The organism is Mycobacterium sp. NGS22 (genome assembly GCF_059813095.1).
In genome coordinates, this window is the sequence record NZ_JCALDY010000001.1 from 276,017 (window position 1) to 301,337 (window position 25,321).

A 25,321-nucleotide genomic window follows, 5' to 3' on the forward strand; every position below is an offset into this window, starting at 1 on the left:
GCGATAACTATCCCTTCACAGCCCCAGAGGTCAACCCGGCGACGATCTTTCGTTGGAAGACGAGCACGAACACGATGATCGGAACGGTGATCACGATAGCCCCTGCCGCGATCGACCCGGTCGGTTCCTCGAATTGCGAACTGCCGGTGAAGTTGGCGATCGCCACCGGAGCGGTGATCGCGGCTTTGGTGGCGGTCAACGACAGCGCCAGCAACAGGTCGTTCCAGGCGAAGATGAACACCAGGATTGCTGCGGTCACCAGGCCCGGCGCCGCCAACGGCGCGATCACCCGGATGAATGCCTGGGCCGGCGTTGCGCCGTCCATCTTGGCTGCTTTCTCCAAATCCCATGGGATTTCCCGGAAGAACGCCGAGAGCGTGTAGATGGCCAGCGGCAACGCGAAAGTGATGTACGGCAGAATCAGCCCCGGCCAGGTGTCGAACAATCCCACCGCGCGCTCGATGTCGAACAACGGCGTCACCAGCGAGATCGCCGGGAACATCGTGATCAGCAACGTCATCCCGATCAACAGCCGCTTGCCCGGAAAGTCCAGTCGTGCAATCGCATACGCCGCCATCGCCCCGAGCAACACCGCGATCGCGGTGGTGATCAACCCGATCCCGATCGAGTTGACCAGTGCCGAGCTGAACAGGTCACCGCGGAAGATCCCGCGGTAGTTGTCCAGCGTCACCGATGCCGGAATCAGCTTGCCGTCGTTGACATTCGACGACGGCTTGAGCGAGAGGCTGAAGATCCACAGTACCGGCAGCAACGCATACAACACCACGAGTGTGTCGACGATCCCCCAGAACGCCGCGCGGCGGGCGTCTACCCGTTCACCGGCCATCGGCGTCGCTTCCGGGCGCGGCCGCACCGAACAGCTTGACGAACACCAGCGCGATGATCCCCACGCACCCAAAGATCAGCACGCTGATCGCCGAACCCAGCCCCAGGTTGAACCCCTTGAACAGGTTGTCGTAACCCAGGATCGACACCGATCCGGTGTTGTTGTCGCCGGCGGTCAGCACGTAGATGTTGTCGAAGATGCGAAACGCGTCGAGCGTCCGGAACAGCAGGGCGACCACGACCGCGGGCTTGATGATCGGCAGGGTGACCTTCGTCAGACGTCGCCAGGCGCCGGCACCGTCGACCTCGGCCGCCCTCAACAGGTCTTCGGGGACCAACGCCAGCCCGGCCAGGAGCAGTAGCGCCATGAACGGCGTCGTCTTCCACACCTCGGCAAGCACCACGATGCCCAGCGACGGGATCTGCTGGGTCAGTGGGGCTTCGAAGGACGAGCCGTCGGGCAGCAGGTTCGCCAGATAGCCGGTGCCGGGAGTCCACGCGTAGTACCAGCTGTACGACGCGACCACGGTGACGATCCCGTACGGGATCAGCACCGCCGTGCGCACCAGCCCTTTGCCGAACACGGTCCGGTGCATCACCAGCGCCAACGACAGTCCGAGCACGAACTCGAAGAACACCGAGACCACCGTGATCCCGAGCGTCACCGTCAGCGCATTCCACCAGTACTGGTCGGTCAGCACGGTCCGGTAGTTGTCCAGTCCTACGAACGCGGTCTCGTCGGGCGAGGCGAGGTTGTTGCGCTGCAGACTCAGCCACATCGCGTAGCCGATCGGGTAGGCCGTGACGGCCAGCATCAGGGTCACCGCGGGGGCCACCAGCAGGTAGGCCAGCCGCCGCTCGCCGCCGAGTGTGGTCATGGCAGCAGGCCCTTGCCGTCGATGGCCTTCTGCACCTGCACGACCAGTTCGTCGGCCATACGGTCGGGATCGATCGCAGTGATGGGGCTCAGCGCTGACGCCAGCCGGATGGAAACCGCCTGGTAGGCCGGTGTCGCCGGCCGCACCGCGGCATCGGTGAGTTGCTGGCGGATGACGCCGTACATCGGGTACTTGGCCTGGAACCGCGGGTCGGAGTACAGCGACGTCCGCACCGGCGGCAGGCCCCCGTCGATAGCGACGTACTTCTGGCTGGCCAGGTCGCGCAGGCACCGGACCGTTTCGAACGCTTCGGCGCGATGACGGGTGGTGCCGGCCACCGCGAGGTTCAGGCCGCCGATCGTGACCTTTGCCGGCCGTCCGGCCACGCCGGGATATCGCGCGAAGTCGAACACCTCGCGGCTGGCCTCGTACGCGATGCGGAACTGTTCGTCGGAGGGGGCGAAGGTTCCGAGATCGGTGATGCTGCCGGCCAACTCGGGAACACGGTCCAGGCGCAGGAACGGCACACCGCCCTTGACCGCGTTCTCCAGCATCGAGGCCAGCACGTAGGGCCAGTTGACCTCGAGCGCGGCCTTCCCCTGCTCGACCGCCAACCTGGTGCTGCTCTCGTTGCTGCGGGTGATCGACGGGTCGGCGCCGGGCGCCGTCGCCACCGATTTCATGATCCGTAGCGCGGTCACGGTGGCCGCCCGGTGTTCAGGGGTGTCGGTGAGGGTGACGCGTTTGCCGTCCTCGGACAGCACCTGACCGCCGGCGCTGACCAGCAGCGTGTTGAACCACACCACCAGCCCTTCGCCCTCGCTGCCCTGGCCCGCGATCCAGCTGGGCTTGCCCTCCGCGTGCAGCCGTGTCGCCTCGGCCACCATCCCCGCCCAGTCGCGCGGCGGCTGTCGCACCAAATCCGGTCGGTACCACAGTAATTGGGTGTTGGTGATCGCCGGTGCGGCATAGAGTCGCCGGTTCCAGGTCGCGGTTCTCAGCGGGCCGGGCAGGGTGTCGACGGTGGCGTCGGACTCGCTCAGGCCCGCGGGATCATCCGACAGCGGCAGCGCCCACCCCGCCTCGGCGAACTCCGCTGTCCACACCACGTCCAGCCCCATAACGTCCAGGGTGTGGTCGTTGCCGGACAGGCGGCGGGCCAGCTGCAGGCGTTGCTCGTCGGGTGACCTGGCCAGGCTCACGTGCGCGATGCGGTACCGGCCGCCGGCCTGGGCCGTGCAGCGCTGCGCCACCGCGGCGAACGTCGCCCCGTCGGTGGCCGGCGTGTAGAAGCTGATGACCACACCGGAACTTCGGGAACCGCAGGCCGAGACCACCGATGCTGCGATCAGTGCGGCCAGCGCGGTCGCCCCCCAACGCCGCAACAGCAAGGCTTTCGGACCCGGTGTCAGATCGCCAGACGCGCCAGCAGATCCCGCGCCTTCTCCGCGTTCTGCGGATCGCAGAGGACGTCGTACCGCCCGGCCACCAACTGCATGGTCGAACTGAAGTCCCTGGTTCCGCGCGCCATCGCATACGGCACCGCCGAGGTGATCAACCCGAAGAAGACACCGGCGACCAAACCGGTGAAAATTGCGCCGAGCGGCTGTGGACTGAAGGCGGCTAGCACCAGCCCGATGAACAGGCCCAGCCACGCACCGCTGAGCACGCCGCCGCCCAGCACCTTGCCCCAGGTCAAGCGACCGGTGACGCGTTCCACCTGCATCAGGTCGACGCCGACGATGGTCACCTGCTGGACCGGAAATTCCTGGTCGGACAGGTAATCCACGGCGCGCTGCGCCTCGGCGTAGGTGGGGTACGACCCGACCGGCCAGCCTTTGGGCGGTGTCGGCAAGGCGGGCACAGCGCGCCGACCCGCGGGCCCGCCGCCCGCCGCCGGGTCGGGCTGTCCGGGCTGGAATGGGCTAGTCATCGGTCCTCATACTTCCTCCTGCCCGCCATCTGCCCGACCATCGTTTCACGTCCCCGACCTCAGCACTATGCAGGCAGGTCGCCGGCACCCGTCCGGGACCCCGAAGTTCCTCGCATATCACCTGGCCAGCGCCGCGTTTTTCGGCGCATACCGAGGTAGAGTCGGTCACCATGACAGGTCCCCGTGACGACGGCGCGGCCTACGGGTCGGGTCCATTCGACCAGACCCAATGGGCGGTGCCGGGGTCGTCGCCACCACCGTCACCACCGCCTTCCAGCTACCCACCCCCCTACCCCGGCGGCTACTCTCCGCCGCCCCCGCCGCCCAGCTACGGCAGCGTGCCGTATTCCCCCGCTCCACCGCCACCCCCGCCACCTGCCTATCCGGCTGCGGGCTACCCGCAATATCCGGGTCCGGCCATGGGCGGCGACCCGTACTACGGCACCCCCAGCGGCACGAACGGCTTGGCGATCGCATCGCTCGCCACCTCGGTCGTCGGGCTACCCGCGATGCTGCTGTGTTACATCGGCGTGCTGCTGGATATCACGGGCGTCGTCTTGGGGATCGTCGCGCTCAACCAGATCAAGCAAACTCGCCAGGCGGGGCGCGGGATGGCCATCGCCGGCATCGCGGTCGGCGGCGCGACGTTGGCCCTGACCGCCGTCGGCGTCCTCATCTTCCTGGTCGCATCCAGCCGCTGATCGGACGTCCTCCCCGACCGGGGCGCGGGGCTTAGGACGACCTCGGGCAGCGTGATCACCGGTCGCGCTCCTACGCTCTGTCCTATGGGATCTGTCAACAGGGTGTACGTGGCGCGCCTGCCGCGGATGTTGGTGCTGGGTCCACTCGGGGAATCATTCGGGCGCGTACGCGACGTCGTCATCGGCATCAGCATCGTGCGTGCGCAGCCGCGGGTACTGGGACTGGTCGTCGACCTGGCGACCCGACGCAGCATATTCATCCCGATGCTGCGGGTGGCCGCGATCGAGCCCAACGCGGTGACGCTGAGCACCGGAAACGTGTCGCTGCGCCACTTCGAGCAGCGACCGGGCGAGGTGCTGGCCATGGGTCAGGTGCTCGACACTCAGGTCAGGGTCAACGACCCCGACCTGCCGGAGTTGGCCGGCCTGGACCTCGTGGTGGCCGACCTGGGCATCGAGCAGACCCGAACCCGGGACTGGGTGGTCAGTCGGGTTGCCGTTCGCACCCATCGCCGGCTGCGCCGGCGCGGGCCGGTGCACGTCGTGGACTGGCAGAACGTGCACGGTCTGACGCCGTCGGCCCTGGCGATGCCGGGCCAGGGGGTGGCACAGCTGCTGGACCACTTCGAGGGCCGCAAACCGGTCGACGTCGCCGACGCGATCCGCGGCCTGCCGTCCAAACGCCGCTACGAGGTGTTCAAAGCCCTCGACGACGAACGGTTGGCCGACATCCTGCAGGAACTGCCCGAACTCGACCAGGCCGAGGTGCTGTCCCAGCTGGGCACCGACCGGGCCGCCGACGTGCTGGAAGAGATGGATCCCGACGACGCCGCCGACCTGCTCGGGGTGCTGAATCCGACCGATGCCGAGGTCCTGCTGACCCGGATGGATCCCGACGACTCCGACCCGGTGCGACGGCTGCTCAAGCACTCCCCTGACACCGCCGGCGGGCTGATGACCTCCGATCCGGTGGTGCTCACCGCCGACACCTCGGTCGCCGAGGCGCTGGCCAGGATGCGCGACCCCGACCTGACTCCCGCCCTGGCCTCGATGGCCTTCGTGGCGCGGCCGCCGACGGCGACGCCGACGGGCCACTACGTGGGCTGCGTACACCTGCAGCGGCTGCTGCGTGAGGCACCCGCCGAACTGGTCGGCGGAATCGTCGACACCGACCTGCTCACTCTCACCCCGGAGACGCCGTTGGCCGCGGTAACCCGTTATTTCGCCGCCTACAACCTGGTGTGCGGACCGGTGGTCGACGACCAGAGTCATTTGCTGGGCGCGGTGACCGTCGACGACGTGCTGGACCATCTGCTGCCGCATGACTGGCGGGTGGACGTGCCCCAGCTCGATCCCGCCGGCCGGCCGGCGCGCACCGAGGGATCGTCGCTGTGAGCAAGTCCTCGGCCCCGCGCGGGCTGTACACCCCCCGCACGTCGCGCAGGTTCACGCCGCGGCTGGACCCCGAGGCCGTCGGGCAGATCACCGAGTCGATCGCGCGGTTCTTCGGCACCGGTCGCTACCTGCTGCTGCAGACGGTGTTCGTGCTGATCTGGATAGCGCTGAACTTGGGGGCCGTGCGCTGGCGATGGGACCCCTACCCGTTCATTCTGCTGAACCTGGCGTTCTCCACCCAGGCGGCCTACGCGGCGCCACTGATCCTGTTGGCCCAGAACCGTCAGGAGAACCGCGACCGGGTCGCACTCGAAGAAGATCGTCGCCGCGCGTCCCAAACCAAGGCCGACACCGAATACCTGGCCCGCGAACTGGCCGCGTTGCGCCTGGCCGTCGGTGAGGTGGCCACCCGCGACTACCTGCGCCATGAGCTGGAGAGTCTGCGCACGATGCTGGCGGATTTGCAGGTGCCGCCGGCCAATTCCGGGCCGCTACGCGTACCCGAGGGAACCGAGCGCCGGGCTAAGAAATCCAGCTGAGAAACAACTGAACCATTGCGCAACTCCCGTCACGAGAGTTATGTATGGTGATCTAGTTCACGAAGCTAACAAGCAGGTAACAAAGAGGTCAGTTTTCCCGGCGGCTCACAGAATTTGAGGACGGTCGAGGTGCGCGTAGGGGGACGCTGGGGAGTTGGCCCAGCCGTCGCGAAGGTGCGGCAGGGGGTTGTTCGCGTTACCAGGACGCCGGTGTTCGGCGTGGTGATGATCTCCCCGTTGATTTTCGCCGGCGCGGTCAGCGGCGCCGCGCCCTCCGGCCACGGCAAGATGCCGACCCGCGCGGCAATCGCGCCAGTTGCGGCGGTAGGCCCGGCACCGCACGTCGACCTGTCCGGTCCGACGGTCATCTCGGTGCAACGGGTGCCGACCAGCTTCCACGTCGCCGCCGCCACGATCTCCGCCCCGCCTCCGCCGACGGTCGTCAATTCGCCTGGCACGCTTGGTATTCCGATCATGGCGCTGTCGGCCTACCGCAACGCCGAGCAGAAGATGGCCGGCGCGGTCCCGGGCTGCGGGGTCAGCTGGAACCTGCTCGCGGGCATCGGGCGCATCGAGTCCATGCATGCGAACGGCGGCGCCACCGACGCCCGCGGCACCGCGACGAACCCCATCTACGGGCCGGCGCTGGACGGCACGCTGCCCGGCAACGAGGTCATCGTCCAGAGCAACCAGGGCAACCGGGTGCAGTACGCCCGGGCCATGGGGCCGATGCAGTTCCTGCCCGGCACCTGGGCGCGCTACGCCGTCGACGGCGACGGCGACGGCGTGCCCGACCCGCAGAACCTGTTCGATGCGACGCTGGCCGCCGCCCGCTACCTGTGCAGCGGCGGACTCAACCTACGCGACCCGTCGCAGGTGATGTCCGCGATCCTGCGCTACAACAACTCGATGTCCTACGCCCAGAACGTGCTGGGCTGGGCCGCCGCGTACGCCACCGGTGTGGTCCCGGTCGACCTGCCGCCGATCACCGGACCGCCACCACCGATCGGCGATGCGCACCTCGAGCACCCGGAAGGCCTCGGGCCGAACCTGCCGCTCAACGTCACCGGCCTGGGCGTAAACGACCCGCTGGGCCAGCACATGCCGCTGATCGATTTCGGGCAGCCGCAGGTCATCCCGCAGTACGCCAACCTGTACCAGCAGCCGCAGGCACCGATATGGCCGTGGTTGCCGCCCGCTCAGCAGCCGGCACCCGTACCGGCGGCCACGCCGGGATGCACGCTGATCTGCATCAACTCCCAGACACCCGAGGGTGTCCAGCCCGGCATGGCGCCGATACCCAACGGCGGCATCGTGCTTGCCCCGGCGGCTCCCCCGGCGGCTCCGCCGTTCCAGGACCCGTTCGCCCCGCCGACGGCCGCGCCGGCACTGCCGTTCGCTCCGGCGGCGCCTCCTGCCCCTGCTGCCCCGCCACCGGCCGCTCCTGCCCCCGCCGCACCGGCGCCCGCGGCACCGGCGCCCGCCGCACCCGCGCCCGCAGGCCCGGCTGCCCCGGCTCCGGCCAACGCGGCGCCGAGGCCCGCCAACGGCACCCCGTCACCCAAGCCGGCAGGTCCGCAGCAGCCCAGCCCGCCGGCCCCGGGTGAGCCGGCACTCGCACCGGTCAGCTGACCGTTCGATAGCAGGTGCTGCGCGCCGCCTACACTCGGCGGTGATGTCCGAAACCCGAGATGACACCGCTGATCTGACCGCCGCGATCCGTGCCGCCCTGGGCAAGGTGATCGACCCCGAACTGCGGCGCCCGATCACCGAGCTCGGCATGGTCAAGAGCATCGACGTCGAGCCCGACCGCAGTGTGCACGTCACGATCCTTTTGACCACAGCCAGCTGCCCGAAGAAGTCGGAGATCAGCGAGCGGGTGACCCAGGCCGTCGCCGACGTCCCGGGCACCGGCGCGGTACGGGTCAGCCTGGACGTGATGAACGATGAGCAGCGCACCGAGCTGCGCAAGCAGTTACGCGGCGACGCCGCCGAACCGGTCATCCCGTTCGCCCAGCCCAGCTCGCTGACCCGGGTATACGCCGTCGCGTCCGGCAAGGGCGGCGTCGGCAAATCCACCGTCACGGTCAACCTGGCCGCGGCGATGGCCGCCCGTGGTCTGTCCGTCGGCGTGCTCGACGCCGACATCCACGGCCACTCCATTCCCCGCATGATGGGCACCACGGACCGGCCCACCCAGGTGGAGTCGATGATTCTGCCGCCCATCGCCCACGAGGTGAAGGTCATCTCGATCGCGCAGTTCACCCAGGACAACACGCCGGTGGTGTGGCGCGGGCCGATGCTGCACCGGGCACTGCAGCAATTTCTGGCCGACGTGTACTGGGGTGACCTGGATGTGCTGCTGCTCGACCTGCCGCCGGGTACCGGTGACGTCGCGATCTCGTTGGCCCAGTTGCTGCCGAACGCCGAGATCCTGGTGGTGACCACGCCGCAGGCGGCCGCCGCCGAGGTCGCCGAACGGGCCGGCAGCATCGCGATACAAACCCGTCAGCGGATCGTCGGCGTGGTGGAGAACATGTCCGGACTGACGCTGCCGGACGGCAGCACGCTGCACGTCTTCGGTGAGGGCGGTGGCCGGCAGGTGGCCGAGCGGCTCTCGCGTGCGGTGGGGGCAGACGTGCCGCTGCTGGGTCAGATCCCGCTGGATCCCGCTCTGGTCGCCGCCGGGGATGCCGGTGTGCCCGCGGTGCTCGATGCGCCAGACTCCGCGGTGGGCAAGGAACTGGGCCGCATCGCCGACAGTCTGTCCTCGCGTCGGCGGGGGTTGGCCGGAATGTCGTTGGGACTGGACCCGACTCGTCGCTGACTGTCCCCGCGCGAGCAGACGCAAAAGCGCCCATTTCCTGCGGAAATAGGGCGCTTTTCCGTCTGCTCAGCGGGTTGGCTAGGTGGCGTCGGTGTCGAACGGGGTGTGTTCGGGTTTCGGCGATGCGGGTGCCTCCGGCGCGGGTGCCGGTTCCGGCGTGCTGACCGGCTTGTCGAAGTTGCCGGTGAATATCGAATCGTCGCCGTCGAGCAGGTGCTTGGTCAGCGCGGCCCGCGGCGTCATACCCCGCAACTTCTGCAGCTCCCCGAGTTGCCCACGCAGGTCGTCGAATTCGGGCCCGATGTCCTCGCGCAGCTGATTGGTCATGCCGCTCAGATAGTCGCGGGCCTGCCGCAGGGCGCCAGTGGTCCAGCGGATGGCGCCGGGCAGGCGCTCGGGTCCGAGTACGACCAGCCCGACCACCACGAGGACCAGCATCTCCCCCCAGCCGATGTTGGCGAACATCAGATTAGAAGGTGATGACCCGCAGCGCCCGGCTGCGCCGCGCTTGCGATCATCACGGTGGTCGGATGGTGATGACCCGCAGCGCCCGGCTGCGCCGCGCTTGCGATCATCACGGTCGAATGGTGATGACCCGCAGCGCCCGGCTGCGCCGCGCTCGCGATCATCACGGTCGGATGGTGATGACCCGCAGCGCCCGGCTGCGCCGCGCTTGCGATCATCACGAGCTCGTGTCGGGGTCTGGCTTGACGGTCAGGGTGACCGGACGACCCTCGCGGACCACCTCGATCTGCGCGTCCTGGCCGATGGTCAGCTGCCGCACCGCCACGACGGCCTCGTCGGAGTCGGCGACCTTACGCCCGCCGATCTTGACGATCACGTCGTTCTCCAGGATCCCGCCCTTCTGCGCGGGGCCGCCGGCCTTCACGTTGGCCACCTGTGCACCCGAGGCGATCGCGTTGCTCACCGAGCGGGTGCTGATGCCCAACGTCGGGTGCACGATCTTGCCGTCCCGGATCAGCGTCTCGGCCACCAGTTTCATCTCGTTGACCGGGATGGCGAAGCCGAGTCCACTTGCGCTGTCGGACAACGACTTACCCGCGCTGTTGATACCGATCACCTGAGAGTCCATGTCGATGAGCGGACCGCCGGAGTTGCCGTGGTTGATAGAGGCGTCGGTCTGGATGGCGTCCAGGACGGTGTCGGTGTCGGAACCCTCGCCCGACAGCGGCACCGGGCGGTGCAGCGCGCTGACGATGCCGTGGGTGACGGTACTGCGCAGTCCTAGCGGGGCGCCGGCCGCGATCACCTCGTCGCCGACCCGCACCTTGTTGGAGTCGCCGAGCCGGGCCACGCTCAGGTTGTTGACGTTGTCGACCTTCAGCACGGCCAGGTCGGTCTTGGGGTCGCGGCCAACCAGGCTGGCGGGAACTTCCTTGCCGTCGTTGAAGACCACGGTCATCTTGAACTGGCTGGGGTTGTTGGCGGCCTCAGAGATGACGTGGTTGTTCGTGACGATGTAGCCACGGCCGTCGATGACGACGCCCGAACCCTGCATCCCCTCCTGGTCGCTTTTCGCCTCGATGGTCACCACGGAGTCCGCGACGGCGGCAGCCACCTTGGTGAACCGCCCGGCCGGTTCTTCGGTGTTGCCCGCGGTCGACAACGTCACCTTCGAGGTAGTGAATGCCTCGACCACCTCGGCGGTCTTGCGACCGATCACCCCGCCGAGCGCGCCGATCACCAGCGCGATGAGCAGCAATACCGCCAGCGCCAGGTAGGACACCTTGCCACCGAACAGCACGTCGCGGACGCCGAGTTTGCCGCTGTGCCGCAACTCGGCGTGGCTGACGACCGGGGGCAGTGCGGGAGTGCCCAACGCTGCGGCGGCGCCAGGGTCACGCCACGGATCGTCGGGCTCGTCGGCCTGGTCGCCGTTCTTCTCCGCGGCCATCGCGGCGGCGTCGATGGGATGACGCTGCAGGGTTTCGGTGGCACCGTAGGGCCGACCGAACGCATCGGCCAACACCGGGTCGGCCGGTCGATCGTGCGGCCGGAACTCCGACTGTTCCCGGTACTTCTGCGGACGCACCCGATCGGCGACGAAAGATCCCTGCAGTCCGGTCGGGCGGGCGAACGTCTGACGGGAGGACGGGTCGACCGGTGGCCGGTAAATGGGGCGCGGCGCAAGCCGTTCGGTGTCCTGCCCCTTGCTGTTGCCTTCGTCGGAGGTCACGGTTCCTCTTCCAGATCCATTGCGGCGCCCGACACGGGCATCTCCGCGTCCACCCTAGTATCCACGGACCACGGCCCGTCGGCATGAACCGGCACAGCCAGCAACGAGCCGACACCGGCGCAGGCAAGCAAAGGTCAAGCTAGCGGCGCTTCCGCTGATCACGAACATCGCGGTCGGCGAAGGCTTCAGGGAATTGGGGCGCGTCTTCCCGCGGGCTGTGCGGGATCTCCGACAGCAACCCGAGCAGCGAACTGGGGGTGCGGATCGGGTGGGAGTCACGCAGCGCGGCGCGCGCGCGGCTGTGATCCTCGACTTCGGCCGCACACTCCGGGCACAGCGACAGGTGATGCGCGGCACGCAGGTGCGCGTTCATCCGCAACTCGCCGTCGACGAACGCCGCGATGGCCTCGATGGACAGATGCTCGGTGGATCCGAACCGACGCGGCGCGCCGATCGGGGCGTCACTCTGGGAAGCGAACTGAGCGGGCAGCCAGGAGAACGCGCGCCGAAACACATGCCCCCGGTCGGTCATCAGAAGATCCCTTCGCGCCTTTTCCAGCCATCCGTATCTCGAATGTAGCGCGAGGCGGTGCTCGATAACCATGTTCAGCCCTTAAAACCCCAGTATTTCCCGACATTCGGCAACCGTGCGACGGCACGGTCTACCGTCGGAAACTCAGCTGGCCTTCGCCGTGCGGTCGTCGGCGTGCAACCCATGTCCGGGGTGGGCGGCCAGGTAGTCGCGCAGAGCCTGACGTCCCCGGTGGATCCGGCTGCGCACCGTGCCGAGCTTGACGCCCAACGTGGCGCCGATCTCCTCGTAGGACAGACCCTCGATGTCGCACAGCACCACTGCGGCACGAAACTCGGGCGGCAGCGAGTCCAGCGCCGCCTGCAGGTCCGGCCCCAGCCGCGAGTCGTGGTAGATCTGCTCGGGGTTCGGCTCGTCGGCGGGCACTCGGTCGTAGTCCTCGGGCAACGCTTCCATCCGGATGCGGGCGCGGCGCCGGACCATGTCCAGGAACAGGTTGGTGGTGATGCGGTGCAGCCAGCCTTCGAATGTGCCGGGTTGATAGTTCTGGACGGACCGGAAGACCCTGATGAACGTCTCCTGAGTCAGGTCCTCGGCGTCGTGCTGATTGCCGGTGAGCCGGTAGGCCAGTCGGTACACCCGGTCGGCGTGCTGGCGCACCAACTCGTCCCACGACGGCATGGCCGCCTTGTCCCCGGTCGCGTCGAAAACCGCTGTGCCGAGCAGCGCGTCGGACGGCTCGGCCCAGTCGTCGTAACTGACCTGCTGGGGGTGAGACATGGTGATCGTGCTCAAGGTGGTGGTGTTCACTTCCTCTTGGTTTTGCCTGGCTTGCAGGATTGGCCATTCTTCACTCGCCGAAACACGAATCTGCGATCCGGTATTCCCGTCGTTCTCACCGCACAGTGCTCCGCGTTGCATACCGATCACCGTCGCCTATCCGAGTGTGGGCGAGGTATGAGCAATCTGAGCTTTGGCTGAGAAACCATACCGTTACCAGCGTTTTCCAGCACTTATGGATGTCGCAGTGATGTTCCTCGCGCGGCCGCTCCCGGGCGTGTCCGCGCCGCACGCGCCGGGCGCGCCTGCCTTACCGCGCCGACGGTTCGGCATACTCTGCGGACATGTCCAGTTCCGACGACGCCGGCGGTGCCGCCACCCCCAGCCGGGCCGAGTTGCTGATGGCGCACGCCGAGAAGTCGATTTCCGAGGATGCGATTCTGGTCGGCGCGCGGGAGCGGGCCGCCGACAGCGGCGCCGGCGCGGTCACTCCCGCGGTAGGTGCGCTGCTCAGCCTGCTGGCCAAACTCAGCGGCGGCAAGGCGGTCGCCGAGGTCGGCACCGGGGTGGGCGTGAGCGGGCTGTGGTTGTTGTCGGGAATGGGCGACGACGGCGTGCTGACCACCATCGACATCGAGCCCGAATATGTGCGCCAGGCCAAGCAGGCGTTCGCCGAGGCTCAGGTCGGGCCGTCGCGCACCAGGCTGATCAGTGGACGGGCCCAGGAAGTGCTGACCCGGCTCGCCGACGACTCCTATGACCTGGTGTTCATTGACGGCGATCCGATCGACCAGCCCGAATACGTAGTGCAAGGTGTGCGGTTGCTGCGGTCGGGCGGGGTGATAGTCGTGCACCGGGCGGCACTCGGCGGCCGCGCCGGTGACCCCGAGGCGCGCGACGCCGAAGTGGTCGCGGTTCGCGAGGCGGCGCGGTTGATCGCCGAGGACGAACGGCTCACCCCGGCCTTGATACCGCTGGGCGACGGCTTGCTGGCCGCGGTCCGCGACTGAGCGCCGGAAACGGTCACTGCGTCTGACTCTGATTTCAGACCCGTAGCGGGGTTAATGCGCGGCAGGGTAAGGCGTTTCGGCTGTTTCACGACTTCGGTGTGAATCCTTGGCTTTGGTTGTGAAGCGACGGCGTTCGGGGTGAGCCCACGGCGGGAAATTCGGCCGAAATCCCGCCCAGACTTCCCGCGCAAAGCCCAGGCTTCACAGTCAAGGCCCAGACTTCACACTGGCTACACCGGGTGTCGCGCCGGAGCCCAGGTTCATCCGAACGCGCCTGCCGCTAGGCCACCGCCCCGAGCAGGGTCTCGGCGATCGCGAACGGGAAGTGCACGGTGGCCGTGGTCACCTCGCGGACCCCGTCGCGGACCGCGTTGACGATGGTGGCCGGGTCGCCGCTGAACAATGCCGTCCCGATGTCGTAACCCGCGTATTGCGGCGCGGTGATGAAGTTGCGCACGTCGACGAATAGCTGGGTCGGCAAGTTCGCCGGCCCGAGCGGCACCCCGTCGTAGCTCAGCATCGTCCAGCCGGTTTGTGGACTGCCCTGGATCACTACGACGCCGGTGTTCGGCAGCGAATGTGTGAGCAGTAACAACGGGTTGGGGTTGTCGACCATCATCATCGTGCCTGCCTCGATGGTGAGTGCGCTGGAGTAGGCGACGACGGTGTTTCCCGGGGCTGCCAGTGCGGCGTTGTACATGGTCTGCACCGCGCTGTTGAAGCCGGCGGCAAAGTTCAACCCGGTGGGGGTAGTGGACAGCGGGGCCAGCATCGGGAAGGCAGGGAATCCGAGGGTCCACACCAACGGGCCGGCCAAGTAGAGCAGTCCCGCGGGAATCGGCCCCATGTCCTCGAGGAGACCGGCACCGATCTCGTTGAGCCCGGCTAGCTCGACCGCGGTCGGTTGTCCCACGTAGGCCGTCAGCGCCGCGGCGGTCTGCTGGGTCCGGAGCAGCTGTGATTCGAAGATCCCTGCAAAGGTGCCCTGACCGTTGAGCACGGCGGCGATATCGGCAGCCTGTTGCTGGCCCAACGCGGTGAGCGGGGGGCCTGGAATCGCTGTATCCAGCAGGTTTGTCACGTTGCTGATTGTTTGCCCGTGCCGGACGAACTCGATGGTGACGATCTCGCCAGTACCGGGGATGTAGGTGGGCCCGCCTTGACCGATGAACAGGCCGCCGTAGCCGCGGGCGCCGGTGGCTCCGACCGTGGCACCGGCCCCGCCGATGCCGCCGTATCCGCCGTCGCCGAACAGGAGCGCCTGGCCACCCGCACCGCCGGGACCGCCGGTTACGAGATGTGCACCGCCGGCGCCACCGGGGCCGCCATTGCCCATCAACCATCCGCCGACGCCACCAGTCCCGCCCGCACCGCCGGCCCAGCCGGTACCGCCGATGCCGCCGTTGCCGATCAGCCCGGCAGCTCCACCGGTCCCGCCGGCAAGGGGCAACGCACCGCCGGTCGGGCTGTAGCCGGCGCCGCCGTCACCGAACAGCAATCCGCCGGCGCCGCCGGTCGGTGACGTCGCCGTTCCGGCTGCGCCGTTGCCGATCAGGTCGCGTCCGAACAACAGCTGGGTGGGCGCATTGATGATCGGGTCCACCGCCTGGCCCAACGGGCTGGCGATCCATGCTTGACCGGCCGTGTGAATCGGACGGTAGACAATTGCCTGAAACCCACCGGAAACGACCTCGTTCAGCGCCGCCAAGGGCGCCGCGGCCGCACCGCCGCCCAGCAGCACACTCTCCAGCTCGCGCAAGATGGCCGCCTCGGTAGCGCCGTAGGACGCGGCCGCCGCACCCAAGTTGCGGACGAACTCGCCGTGATAAGCCGCCGCCTGGGCGGCCGCCGCTTGGTATTCGTTGGCATGCGTGCCGAACAGCGCCGCCACTGCAGCGGACACTTCATCGGCCGCCGCCGCGGCCACGTTGGTCGTCGGGGCGAGCGCGGACAGATTTCCGGCCCCTACCGCCGTCCCGATTTGCGCGGCATCGGCCGTCGCCGTCTCGAAGATGTCCAGTGCCGCCACCACAAATGACATTTCGCTACTCCTCGTTGCGGTATTCGATGCGGTCATCTTGGCATCCATGACCGAGGCGCACGGCGGATTCGCGAAGAACGGCACCCTTGACACGGCGCTGAACACACGTTTAGTGTACTGAACATGCGTTCAGCCGACTTGACCGCAACCGCGCGGATCCGCGACGCGGCGATCACCCAGTTCGGTGAACACGGTTTCGGGGTCGGCCTGCGCGCCATCGCCGACGCGGCCGGGGTCAGCGCGGCTCTGGTCATCCATCACTTCGGCTCCAAGGAAGGTCTGCGCAAGGCCTGCGACGAATACGTCACCGAACAGATCCGCAGCGACAAATCCGAGGTCATCCAGTCCAACGACCCCGCCTCCTGGCTCGGGGCGATGGCCGAGATCGAGTCCTATGCGCCACTGATGGCATACCTGGTCCGCAGTATGCAGTCCGGGGGTGAGCTCGCGAACATGTTGTGGCAGAGAATGATTGACAACGTCGAGGACTACCTGCAGGAGGGTGTCCGGGCCGGCACCATCAAGCCGAGTCGGGACCCGTACGCGCGCGCAAGGTATCTGGGCATCATCGGCGGCGGTGGGTTCCTGCTCTATCTGCAGATGCACGAGACGCCGACGGATGTACGCGCGGTGTTGCGCGACTACGCCCGCGACATGGTGTTGCCCGCCCTCGAGCTCTATTCCGAGGGACTGCTCACCGATCGCACCATGTACGACGCATTCCTCGAAAATCAAGGAGGGTCCAATGACCACTGATTACCGGGCGCCCATCGATGTCTCCGGTCTGACAAAGAGATTCGGGTCCGTGCGCGCACTCGACGGACTCGACCTACGGGTCGAGGAAGGCGAAGTGCACGGTTTCCTCGGCCCCAACGGCGCCGGCAAGTCGACGACCATCCGCGTCCTGCTGGGGGTAGTCAAGGCCGACGGCGGCACTGTCCGACTGCTCGGCGGCGACCCGTGGGGCGACGCTGTCGAACTGCACCGCCAGATCGCCTATGTGCCAGGTGATGTCACGCTCTGGCCGACACTGACCGGAGGCGAGACCATCGACCTGCTGGCCCGGATGCGCGGTGGCATCGACCAAAAGATGCGCGCGGAATTGATCGAGCGCTTCGAATTCGATCCGCACAAGAAGGTGCGGACCTACTCCAAAGGCAATCGCCAGAAGGTCTCCTTGATCTCGGCGTTCTCGTCACGGGCGAGGCTGCTGCTGCTGGACGAACCCACCAGCGGGCTGGACCCGTTGATGGAGAACGTCTTTCAGCAGTGCGTCGCCGAAGCGCGCGATCGCGGCGCGACGGTGCTGCTGTCCAGTCACATCCTGGCCGAGACCGAGGCGCTGTGCGAGCGGGTGACCATCATCCAAGCCGGCAGAACCGTGGAAAGCGGATCGCTGGAATCCATGCGGCACTTGAGCCGGACCTCTATCAAAGCCGAGATGATCGGCGACCCAGGCGATGTCACCCGGATCAAGGGCGTCGAGGACGTCAGCATCGAAGGCAACACGCTGCGCGCGCAGGTCGACAGCGAAAGCCTGGGCGAACTGATCCGGGTGCTCGGTGCCGCCGGAGTGCGCAGCCTGGTCAGTCAGCCGCCCTCGCTGGAAGAACTGTTCCTGCGCCACTACAGCAGCAACGGTGCCCGGACGGAGGTGCCGGCGCGATGAGCACCGCCGTACTGCAGAATTCCGCCCTTGCGCCGCAACGCAGTTCGAACTTCACCGGCACACTGCAATTGCTGCGGCTCTACTTGCGCCGCGACCGGATTGTGTTGCCGCTGTGGGCGTTGCTGCTGTCAGTTCCGTTGGCCAGCGTGTACATCGGCAGCATCGAGAAGATCTATCCGACGGAGGCCGACCGGGCCGACCTCGCGGCATCGATCATGGCGAGCCCGGCCCAGCGCGCGCTCTACGGCCAGATCTACAACGACAGCCTCGGCGCGGTCGGCCTCTGGAAAGCCGGAGTGTTCCACGTGCTGATCGCGGTGGCCGTCATTCTCACCGTGATCCGTCACACCCGCGCCGACGAGGAAACCGGCCGGGCCGAACTGCTCGATTCGACCGCCGTGGCCCGTTACGCCGCCTTGACCGCCGCCCTGTTGTTGTCCTTCGGCGCCTCACTGGCCACCGGATTTGTCGGGGCGGCCGCACTGCTCACCACCGACGTCCCTGCGGGCGGGTCCGTGGCCTTCTGTGCCGCACTCGCCGGCTCCGGGCTGGTCTTCACCGCGGTTGCCGCAGTCGCTGCGCAACTCTCACCGAGCGCCCGGGTTGCCCGCGGTTGCGCCTTTGCAGTCCTCGGCACCGCATTCACACTGCGGGCCGTCGGGGACGCGGGTTGGGCTGGGCTGTCGTGGTTTTCGCCGCTGGGGTGGTCGTTGCAGGTGCGTCCCTATGCGGGCGATCACTGGTGGGTGCTGCTGCTGCACCTGGTGACGGCCACGGTGCTGACCGCCGTGGCGTACCGGTTGCTGGCCGGCCGCGACGTCGGCGCCGGCCTCGTCGCCGAACGTCCCGGCCCCGGCGTCGCGGGGAACACACTGAGCAATGTCTTCGGTCTGGCGTGGCGACTCGACCGCGGCTCCGTCGTGGTGTGGACGGTGGGGCTGGCGCTGTACGGGTTGCTGATCGGCAGTGTGACGCACGGTATCGGTGACGAGCTGGGTGGCGGCGCGGGTGCGCGCGAGATCGTCGTGCGGATGGGCGGTACCAGCGCACTCGAGCAGGCCTTCCTCGGCGTCGGATTCACCATGCTGGGCATGGTCGCGGCGGCATTCGCCGTCTCGCTGTCCCTGCGGTTACACCATGAGGAGGCCAGTCAGCGCGCCGAGACACTGCTGGCCGGTGCGGTGTCCCGGACCCGGTTGCTGGCCAGCCATCTGGTGTTGGCACTGGGCGGATCGGCATTCGCGATCCTGCTGTCCGGCCTGGCCGCGGGACTGGCCTACGGTTTGGCCGCCGGTGACGTCGGCGGCACGTTGCCCGCGGTCGTCGGGACGGCGGCCGTACAGGTGCCGGCGGTGTGGTTGCTGTCGGCGATCACCCTCGGATTGTTCGGGCTGGCACCGCGATTCACCTCCGCCGCGTGGGGCGTGCTGGTCGGGTTCATCGCGCTGTACCTGCTCGGGTCGTTGTCGGGGTTCTCGCAGTGGCTGCTCGACCTGGAGCCGTTCGGGCACACGCCACGCGTCGGCGGCGGGGATTTCACCGTGGTGCCGTTGTTGTGGTTGCTGGGCATCGACGCTGCATTGATTGCGTTGGGCGTCTTGGCCTTTCGGCGACGGGATGTGCGGTCGTGAAGACCGGCCTGCGGATCGCGCTGTCGTCTGGCTTCGGCCTGATCCTCTTGGGTGCCATGCTGTTCGTCCCGGCGGGCACGTTGAATTATTGGCAGGCATGGCTTTTCCTGGCGGTGTTCACCGTCGCGACGCTGGCCCCCACCATCTACCTGGCCCGCACCCACCCCGATGCCCTGCAGCGACGTATGCGTGCCGGACCGAGGGCCGAAACCAGAACCCTGCAGAAGTTCGTCATCGTCGCGGCGTTCGCCGCGCTGGCGGGGATGGTGGTGGTCAGCGCCCTGGACCACCGCTTCGACTGGTCGTCGATGCCGACGGCGCTCGCTTTGACCGGCGATGTACTGGTCGCAACCGGATTGGGCCTGGCCATGCTGGCGGTGGTGCAGAACAGCTACGCGGCGGCGACCGTCACGGTGGAGGCAGCCCAACCGGTGGTGTCCACCGGCCTGTACGGCATCGTGCGGCACCCGATGTACGTCGGGGACGTGATCCTGATGGCCGGTATCCCGCTGGCGCTGGGCTCCTACTGGGGGTTGCTGCTGGTCGTGCCCAGCACGGCTGTCCTCGTGCTGCGCATCCTCGACGAAGAACGCGCACTCGAAGACGAACTACCGGGATACCGCGACTACACCCGGCGAGTCCGTTATCGGCTGGTGCCACGCGTCTGGTAGCGCGCCTAGGGTAACGGGCGTGGCCCGCAACTGTGCACCGACTCTGGACCGGCCGTGGCGTCGTCCGGGCGCATTCCGTTACGCCGTGCAGCGCGTTCGCGGTCTCGTCAGACCGCCGCTCACGGTCACCGACCCTCCCCCGCACCTCGTCGTCGAGCGCGATGTCGAAGTGCCGACCCGCGACGGGACGCTCTTGCGGCTCAACGTCTTTCGTGAGGAAGACGGTACTGCGCGGCCCGTCATCCTCAGCATCCATCCGTACGGCAAGGACGATCTGCCGACCCGGCGGCGCAAGCGGTGGACGTTCTCGGCTCAATACCGCGTCCTGCGCCAACCCAAGCCGGTGCGTTTCTCCGCCCTGACGGGTTGGGAGGCTCCGGATCCGGTGTGGTGGACCGGGCACGGCTTCGTCGTGGTCAATGCCGACTGCCGCGGCTGCGGTCAGTCCGAGGGCACCGGAAATCTGCTGTCACGCCAGGAAGCCGAGGACACCTACGACGTCGTGCAGTGGTTGGCCGAGCAACCGTGGAGCGACGGCCGGGTGGTCATGCTCGGTGTCTCCTACCTGGCCATCACCCAGTTCGCGGTGGCCGCGTTGCAGCCACCGGCACTGCGTGCGATCTGTCCGTGGGAAGGCTTGACCGACGCCTACCGCGACCTGACGTTCCCGGGCGGCATCCGGGAATCGGGGTTCACCCGCATGTGGGCCCGCGGCCTGCGACGCCGCACCCGGCAGAGCTACGACCTGGAACAGATGCAAACCCAGCACCCGCTGCGCGACGAGTTCTGGCGTTCGGTGGCACCGGATTTGTCGGAGATCAAGGTCCCCATGCTGGTCTGCGGCAGCTTCTCGGACAACAATCTGCACAGCCGCGGCTCCATGCGGGCGTTCATCCACGGAGGGTCCGCTCACGCCCGCCTCTACACCCATCGCGGCGGCAAATGGGAGACGTTCTACTCCGACGACGCGTTGGCCGAGCAACTGGCGTTCTTTCGCGACGTGCTGAACGGCGCGCCCGCATCCCGCAGCGTCCGCCTCGAGGTGCGCGAGGACCGCGACACGGTGGCCGCGGTGCGCGAAGAGCACGAGTGGCCACTGGCCCGCACCGAATGGCGCCCGATGTATCTCGCCGGTGCCGGGCTCCTGGTGACTGAGCCGCCCCGGAAGGCCGGCAGCATCACGTTTGAAACGCATTCTCGCGCAGCATCATTCAGCTGGACCGTGGAGCAGGACATCGAGCTGGCCGGACCGATGGCGGCCCGGCTCTGGGTCCAGCTGGACGGTTGCGACGACGCGAATTTATTTGTCGGAGTTGAGAAGTGGCGCGACGGATGCTACGTCGGCTTCGAAGGGTCCTACGGCTACGGCCGCGACCGGGTGGCCACCGGATGGCAACGGGTCTCGTTGCGCGCCTTGGATCCCGAGCTGTCCCGTCCTTGGCAGCCGGTCCCGGCGTGCGACCGGGTGCAGCCGGTGCCTCCTGGCGAAGTGGTTTCGGTGGACGTGGCGCTGGGACCGTCGGCCACGCTGTTCCGCGCCGGCGAGCAACTGCGGTTGGTGGTGGCCGGACGCTGGCTGTCCCCGCGCAATCCGTTGACGGGCCAGTTCCCGGCGGCCTACCCGGACCCGCCGCGCGGCCTGGTGACGCTGCGCTGGGGTCCGCGCTACGACGCGCACCTGCTGGTCCCGGAAGTCCCCTCGTAGCGCGAGCAGACGCAGAATCGCACGTTCGGGTGCACTTTCATGCGATTCTGCGTCTGCTCGCGGCGGGAGGTGCCCCAGGTCGCCGGCGGGTTTCGTCAGATCCAAGTGCCCTTGCCGACGGCCACCACGCCGCCGGCACTGATCGCAAACCGTTCCCGGTCCTTCTCCAGGTCCACCCCGACCATCTCACCGGGGCCGACGACCACGTTCTTGTCCAGGATTGCGTGGCGCACCACCGCGCCACGGCCGACCCGCGCACCCGGCATGATCACGCTGCCCTCGACGATCGCGCCGTCGTCGACCACGACGTTGGACGACAACACCGAGTTGCGCACCGAGGCCGCCGAAATGATGCTGCCCGCGCCCACCACGGACTCCTGGGCCGAGCCGCCGTTGACGAACTTGGCCGGGGCCAGATTTTCCGTGGCGCCCAGGATCGGCCAGCGCCGGTTGTACAGGTTGAACACCGGATGCACCGACACCAGGTCCATGTGCGCGTCGTAGAACGCATCGAGCGTCCCGACATCACGCCAGTAGCCGCGGTCGCGGTCGGTGGCGCCCGGCACGTCGTTGTCGGCGAAGTCGTAAACCGCGGCCATCCCGTCGGCCACCAACCGCGGAATGATGTCGCCACCCATGTCATGGTCGGAGTGGTCGTCGTCGGCGTCGGCGCGGATCGCATCGATCAGCACCTTGGTGGTGAAGATGTAGTTGCCCATCGACACGAAGGTGGCGTCGGGGTCGTCGGGGGTGCCGGGCGGGTCCATCGGCTTCTCGACGAAGTTGCGGATTCGGCCCGATTCGTCGGCGTCGATGCAGCCGAACGCGCTCGCTTCGGCTCGCGGCACCCGGATGCCGGCTACGGTCGCGCCGGCACCACTGTCGACGTGGAAGCGCACCATCTGCTCGGGATCCATCCGGTACACGTGGTCGGCGCCGAAAACCACGATGTAGTCGGGATCTTCGTCGTAGATCAGGTTCAGTGACTGATAGATCGCGTCGGCCGAACCGGTGTACCAGCGCGGACCGAGGCGCTGCTGGGCCGGGACCGGGGTGATGTACTCGCCGGCCAAACCGGACAACCGCCAGTTCTGCGAGATATGGCGGTCCAGCGAGTGCGACTTGTATTGGGTGAGAACACAGATCCTCAGGTAGCGCGCGTTGACGAGGTTGGACAGCACGAAGTCGATCAGCCGGTATCCGCCGCCGAAGGGAACCGCGGGTTTGGCGCGGTCGGCGGTCAGGGGATAGAGCCGCTTGCCCTCACCACCGGCCAGCACAATGCCCAGCACTTGTGGCGATTCCCTCATGCGCTTCAACCTATCGGCACCTGTGGACCCCTGCCACCGATCCCCGCTTCGCCCGAGAAGCGTGAGGACCGGTGGGTCAAGGATATTCGGCCGGGTTGGCGAGCTTCTCGACAGCCCGACACCCGCCAGGCGGGCTGTCCGGTCGCCGAACTAGCGTGCGGGTATGCGGGTGGCAATGATGACTCGGGAATATCCTCCGGAGGTCTACGGCGGTGCCGGTGTACACGTCACCGAACTGGTCGCACAACTGCGCCGACTGTGTGCGGTCGACGTGCATTGCCAAGGCGCGCCGCGCCCCACCGCCGTCGCCCACCAGCCCGACCCGCGGCTGCGCAGCGCCAATGCGGCCTTGTCGACCTTGTCGTCGGACCTGGTGATGGCCAACGCCGCCAACGCGGCCACCGTCGTGCACTCGCACACCTGGTACACCGGCCTGGCCGGGCATTTGGCCAAGCTGCTCTACGACGTCCCGCACGTGCTGACCGCCCATTCCCTGGAGCCGATGCGGCCGTGGAAAGCCGAGCAGCTCGGCGGCGGCTATCAGGTTTCGACCTGGGTGGAGAACACCGCCGTCCTGGCCGCCGACGCCGTCATCGCCGTCAGCACCGGGATGCGTGACGACATTCTGCGCGTCTACCCCACGTTGGATCCGAATCTGGTGCACGTGATCCGCAACGGCATCGACACCGAGGTCTGGCATCCCGCCGGACCGGTGCGCACCGGGTCGGTGCTGGAAGAACACGGCGTCGACGTGAACCGGCCGATCGTGGCGTTCGTCGGGCGGATCACCCGGCAGAAGGGTGTGTCGCATCTGGTCGCGGCGGCGCACCAATTCAGCCCGGACGTGCAGCTGGTGTTGTGCGCCGGAGCTCCTGATACTCCGCAGATCGCCGAAGAGGTGCGCTCCGCGGTGGCCAGACTCGAACGCAACCGCACCGGGGTGTTCTGGATACGCGACATGCTGCACAAGACCAAGCTGCGTGAAATACTCTCAGCGGCAACGGTTTTCGTGTGCCCGTCAGTGTACGAGCCGTTGGGCATCGTGAACTTGGAGGCAATGGCCTGCGCGACGGCGGTCGTGGCTTCCGACGTCGGCGGGATCCCCGAGGTGGTCGCCGACGGCGTCACCGGTTCGTTGGTGCACTACGACGCCGAGTATCCCGAGGCCTTCGAGGCGCGGTTGGCCGAGGCGGTCAATGCCCTGATCGCTGACCCGGCGAAGGCCGAACAATACGGCCGCGCGGGACGTCAGCGCTGTATCGAAGAATTCTCCTGGACACACATCGCCGAGCAGACGCTGGACATCTACCGCAAGGTGTGTGAGTAGGGCAGGCTGAGGCGCGCCGGCCTCAGCTGGTGACGCCTTTGAGCTCGTCGCCCAGGGCGGCGGCTTCGTCCGGAGTGAGTTCGACCACCAGTCGGCCCCCACCTTCAAGTGGTACCCGCATTACGATGCCGCGCCCCTCCTTGGTTGCTTCTAGTGGACCGTCGCCGGTCCGGGGCTTCATCGCCGCCATCGAGTGCTCCCTCCAGATTCGATCTGGCCCGCACCCGCGGACCTGGTCGGCGCCGAGCATGCCCCGCCAGTGGATTTCCAGCCATACCCGACATTGAACTGCCAAATCACCAGTCTATTGTTCCCTATCCGGGTGACCAGGTGCACAAAGACCCACTCCTGATGCCAACTGAGGTCGTCAAACCGTAGCCGGCTGCACCCAGCACGTACGGATGTGATCGTCGACCATTCCGGTCGCCTGCATCAGTGAGTACGCGGTGGTGGGACCGACGAAGCGGAAACCGCGTCGCTTCAGCTCGCGCGCCATCGCCTTTGATTCCACGCTCACCGAAGGGATTTCAGACAGGTCGGCAAGGCGAGGCCGCGCAGGCGGCGCGAACGACCAGAGCAGATCGGACAGGTCCTGCGGGGACCCCAGCTCGACGGCGGCACGTGCGTTGGCGATCGTCGCCTCGATTTTGGCCCGGTTGCGCACGATGGACGTGTCGGCCAGCAGCCGTTGCACGTCGACGTCGGTGAAGCTGGAGATCTTCTCGACGTCGAACCCAGCGAAGGCGCGCCGGAAATCGTCGCGTTTGCGCAGGATGATCAGCCAGGACAGACCGCTCTGGAACGCTTCCAGACTCATCCGCTCGAACAGCGCCGTCCCGTCGGTGAGTTTCTGACCCCATTCGTAGTCGTGGTAGTCGCGGTAGAGCTGCGCGTCAGGTCCGGGGCGCACCTCGGCCCAGCCGCAGCGGACGCGACCGTCCTCGCTCATGTCGGACCGGAACGCTCGGACACGACGGGTTCGACGTCGGACGGCTCCGAATCGCCGGACTGAACCTCCGTACCGGACGATTGCAGGGCAGCCACCTGTGCGCGCAGTATCTCGAGCTCCCGGCCCAGCCGGTCCAGCACCCAGTCGACTTCGCTGGTCTTGTACCCGCGCATGACCTGGGTGAACTTCACCGCGTCGACGTCAGCGGCGGTGACACCGTAGGCGGGCAGCACCGTCGCCGTCGTCGCCCGCGGCAGCGGCGGCAGCGGCTCACCGCGACCGAACAACAGGCTCGCCGCGCCGAACAGGACGACCGCGACCAGGATCAACACCACCAGGTACAGCAACACCAACGCCACGGGATCGATCTTGCCCTACGG

Annotated in this window: 26 protein-coding genes; 12 read left to right on the plus strand and 14 right to left on the minus strand. The window is 67.6% G+C overall.

From position 1 onward, the window contains the following. Window positions 1–7: 7 nt before the first annotated feature. Genes AC5Y47_RS01205 through AC5Y47_RS01220 form a run of 4 tightly spaced genes read right to left on the minus strand, consistent with a single transcriptional unit; the run spans window position 8 to window position 3,657 of the window. Window positions 8–847: a carbohydrate ABC transporter permease gene (locus AC5Y47_RS01205; protein ID WP_499941195.1), complete on the minus strand. Its 840-nt coding sequence runs from the start codon at window positions 845–847 to the stop codon at window positions 8–10. Continuing rightward, window positions 837–1,724, minus strand: coding sequence for a carbohydrate ABC transporter permease (locus tag AC5Y47_RS01210; RefSeq protein WP_499941197.1), 888 nt, complete (start codon window positions 1,722–1,724; stop codon window positions 837–839). Before AC5Y47_RS01210 ends, AC5Y47_RS01205 begins: the two co-directional genes overlap by 11 nt. After that, complete coding sequence (locus tag AC5Y47_RS01215) at window positions 1,721–3,115, minus strand: extracellular solute-binding protein (RefSeq protein WP_499941199.1); 1,395 nt, start codon at window positions 3,113–3,115, stop codon at window positions 1,721–1,723. Before AC5Y47_RS01215 ends, AC5Y47_RS01210 begins: the two co-directional genes overlap by 4 nt. Window positions 3,116–3,132: 17 nt before the next feature. Continuing rightward, window positions 3,133–3,657, minus strand: a complete 525-nt coding sequence (locus AC5Y47_RS01220; RefSeq protein WP_499941201.1) for a YflT domain-containing protein — start codon at window positions 3,655–3,657, stop codon at window positions 3,133–3,135. A 170-nt stretch (window positions 3,658–3,827) separates the two neighbouring features. On the opposite strand from AC5Y47_RS01220, the gene AC5Y47_RS01225 reads away from it, so the two are divergent. The 5 genes from AC5Y47_RS01225 (at window position 3,828) to AC5Y47_RS01245 (ending at window position 9,119) form a co-directional block, all read left to right on the plus strand. Continuing rightward, the gene (locus AC5Y47_RS01225; protein ID WP_499941203.1) at window positions 3,828–4,358 is read left to right on the plus strand and encodes a DUF4190 domain-containing protein; all 531 of its coding nucleotides are present in this window, start codon (window positions 3,828–3,830) and stop codon (window positions 4,356–4,358) included. Between the two features lie 84 nt (window positions 4,359–4,442). Further along, entirely contained in the window at window positions 4,443–5,753 is a 1,311-nt protein-coding gene (locus tag AC5Y47_RS01230) for a magnesium transporter MgtE N-terminal domain-containing protein (RefSeq protein WP_499941204.1), read from the plus strand. Further along, a complete protein-coding gene (locus AC5Y47_RS01235) occupies window positions 5,750–6,292 on the plus strand; it encodes a DUF1003 domain-containing protein (protein ID WP_499941206.1) in 543 nt (180 codons plus the stop codon). The genes AC5Y47_RS01230 and AC5Y47_RS01235 overlap by 4 nt, the downstream gene beginning before the upstream one ends. Before the next feature lie 129 nt (window positions 6,293–6,421). Next, a complete protein-coding gene (locus AC5Y47_RS01240) occupies window positions 6,422–7,924 on the plus strand; it encodes a lytic transglycosylase domain-containing protein (protein WP_499941208.1) in 1,503 nt (500 codons plus the stop codon). A gap of 43 nt (window positions 7,925–7,967) precedes the next feature. Next, a complete protein-coding gene (locus tag AC5Y47_RS01245; protein WP_499941210.1) occupies window positions 7,968–9,119 on the plus strand; it encodes an Mrp/NBP35 family ATP-binding protein in 1,152 nt (383 codons plus the stop codon). Between the two features lie 78 nt (window positions 9,120–9,197). Here the strand turns inward: AC5Y47_RS01245 and tatB are convergent, their stop codons facing one another. From tatB to sigE, 5 genes are all read right to left on the minus strand, one after another. Continuing rightward, on the minus strand, window positions 9,198–9,584 hold the full coding sequence (tatB, locus tag AC5Y47_RS01250) for a Sec-independent protein translocase protein TatB (protein WP_499941212.1): 387 nt from the start codon (window positions 9,582–9,584) through the stop codon (window positions 9,198–9,200). Beyond that, window positions 9,584–9,802 (minus strand): 2-isopropylmalate synthase, encoded by a 219-nt coding sequence (locus AC5Y47_RS01255; RefSeq protein WP_499941214.1) that lies wholly within the window; start codon window positions 9,800–9,802, stop codon window positions 9,584–9,586. The genes tatB and AC5Y47_RS01255 overlap by 1 nt, the downstream gene beginning before the upstream one ends. Next, complete coding sequence (gene htrA / locus AC5Y47_RS01260; protein WP_499941216.1) at window positions 9,802–11,316, minus strand: serine protease HtrA; 1,515 nt, start codon at window positions 11,314–11,316, stop codon at window positions 9,802–9,804. Before htrA ends, AC5Y47_RS01255 begins: the two co-directional genes overlap by 1 nt. A gap of 139 nt (window positions 11,317–11,455) precedes the next feature. Then, a complete protein-coding gene (gene rseA, locus AC5Y47_RS01265) occupies window positions 11,456–11,848 on the minus strand; it encodes an anti-sigma E factor RseA (RefSeq protein WP_499941218.1) in 393 nt (130 codons plus the stop codon). A gap of 144 nt (window positions 11,849–11,992) precedes the next feature. Then, the gene (sigE, locus tag AC5Y47_RS01270) at window positions 11,993–12,769 is read right to left on the minus strand and encodes an RNA polymerase sigma factor SigE (RefSeq protein WP_499941220.1); all 777 of its coding nucleotides are present in this window, start codon (window positions 12,767–12,769) and stop codon (window positions 11,993–11,995) included. A gap of 203 nt (window positions 12,770–12,972) precedes the next feature. On the opposite strand from sigE, the gene AC5Y47_RS01275 reads away from it, so the two are divergent. After that, window positions 12,973–13,638 carry an O-methyltransferase gene (locus AC5Y47_RS01275; protein WP_499941222.1) on the plus strand — a complete coding sequence of 222 codons (666 nt, stop codon included), beginning with the start codon at window positions 12,973–12,975 and terminating at the stop codon, window positions 13,636–13,638. Window positions 13,639–13,918: 280 nt separating this feature from the next. On the opposite strand, the gene AC5Y47_RS01280 is transcribed toward AC5Y47_RS01275, so the two are convergent. Beyond that, entirely contained in the window at window positions 13,919–15,679 is a 1,761-nt protein-coding gene (locus tag AC5Y47_RS01280) for a PE domain-containing protein (protein ID WP_499941223.1), read from the minus strand. Between the two features lie 123 nt (window positions 15,680–15,802). On the opposite strand from AC5Y47_RS01280, the gene AC5Y47_RS01285 reads away from it, so the two are divergent. From AC5Y47_RS01285 to AC5Y47_RS01305, 5 genes are read left to right on the plus strand one after another with little or no spacing between them, the layout of a single operon-like run. Continuing rightward, the gene (locus AC5Y47_RS01285) at window positions 15,803–16,435 is read left to right on the plus strand and encodes a TetR/AcrR family transcriptional regulator (protein ID WP_499941225.1); all 633 of its coding nucleotides are present in this window, start codon (window positions 15,803–15,805) and stop codon (window positions 16,433–16,435) included. Then, window positions 16,425–17,348, plus strand: a complete 924-nt coding sequence (locus AC5Y47_RS01290; protein ID WP_499941226.1) for an ABC transporter ATP-binding protein — start codon at window positions 16,425–16,427, stop codon at window positions 17,346–17,348. Before AC5Y47_RS01285 ends, AC5Y47_RS01290 begins: the two co-directional genes overlap by 11 nt. After that, window positions 17,345–18,979: an ABC transporter permease gene (locus AC5Y47_RS01295; RefSeq protein WP_499941227.1), complete on the plus strand. Its 1,635-nt coding sequence runs from the start codon at window positions 17,345–17,347 to the stop codon at window positions 18,977–18,979. Before AC5Y47_RS01290 ends, AC5Y47_RS01295 begins: the two co-directional genes overlap by 4 nt. After that, a complete protein-coding gene (locus AC5Y47_RS01300; RefSeq protein ID WP_499941229.1) occupies window positions 18,976–19,650 on the plus strand; it encodes a methyltransferase family protein in 675 nt (224 codons plus the stop codon). Before AC5Y47_RS01295 ends, AC5Y47_RS01300 begins: the two co-directional genes overlap by 4 nt. 19 nt (window positions 19,651–19,669) lie before the next feature. Continuing rightward, complete coding sequence (locus tag AC5Y47_RS01305) at window positions 19,670–21,355, plus strand: CocE/NonD family hydrolase (RefSeq protein WP_499941231.1); 1,686 nt, start codon at window positions 19,670–19,672, stop codon at window positions 21,353–21,355. 95 nt (window positions 21,356–21,450) lie between these two features. Here the strand turns inward: AC5Y47_RS01305 and glgC are convergent, their stop codons facing one another. Then, window positions 21,451–22,665 (minus strand): glucose-1-phosphate adenylyltransferase, encoded by a 1,215-nt coding sequence (glgC, locus tag AC5Y47_RS01310; RefSeq protein WP_499941233.1) that lies wholly within the window; start codon window positions 22,663–22,665, stop codon window positions 21,451–21,453. 163 nt (window positions 22,666–22,828) lie between these two features. Between glgC and glgA the strand changes: the two genes are divergently transcribed. Further along, the gene (glgA, locus tag AC5Y47_RS01315; protein ID WP_499941235.1) at window positions 22,829–23,992 is read left to right on the plus strand and encodes a glycogen synthase; all 1,164 of its coding nucleotides are present in this window, start codon (window positions 22,829–22,831) and stop codon (window positions 23,990–23,992) included. Between the two features lie 22 nt (window positions 23,993–24,014). On the opposite strand, the gene AC5Y47_RS01320 is transcribed toward glgA, so the two are convergent. From AC5Y47_RS01320 to AC5Y47_RS01330, 3 genes are all read right to left on the minus strand, one after another. After that, the gene (locus tag AC5Y47_RS01320) at window positions 24,015–24,182 is read right to left on the minus strand and encodes a DUF3117 domain-containing protein (RefSeq protein ID WP_003406247.1); all 168 of its coding nucleotides are present in this window, start codon (window positions 24,180–24,182) and stop codon (window positions 24,015–24,017) included. Between the two features lie 177 nt (window positions 24,183–24,359). After that, window positions 24,360–24,941: a DNA-3-methyladenine glycosylase I gene (locus tag AC5Y47_RS01325; protein ID WP_499941237.1), complete on the minus strand. Its 582-nt coding sequence runs from the start codon at window positions 24,939–24,941 to the stop codon at window positions 24,360–24,362. Beyond that, window positions 24,938–25,300, minus strand: coding sequence for a DivIVA domain-containing protein (locus AC5Y47_RS01330; RefSeq protein WP_499941238.1), 363 nt, complete (start codon window positions 25,298–25,300; stop codon window positions 24,938–24,940). The genes AC5Y47_RS01325 and AC5Y47_RS01330 overlap by 4 nt, the downstream gene beginning before the upstream one ends. Window positions 25,301–25,321 lie beyond the last annotated feature (21 nt).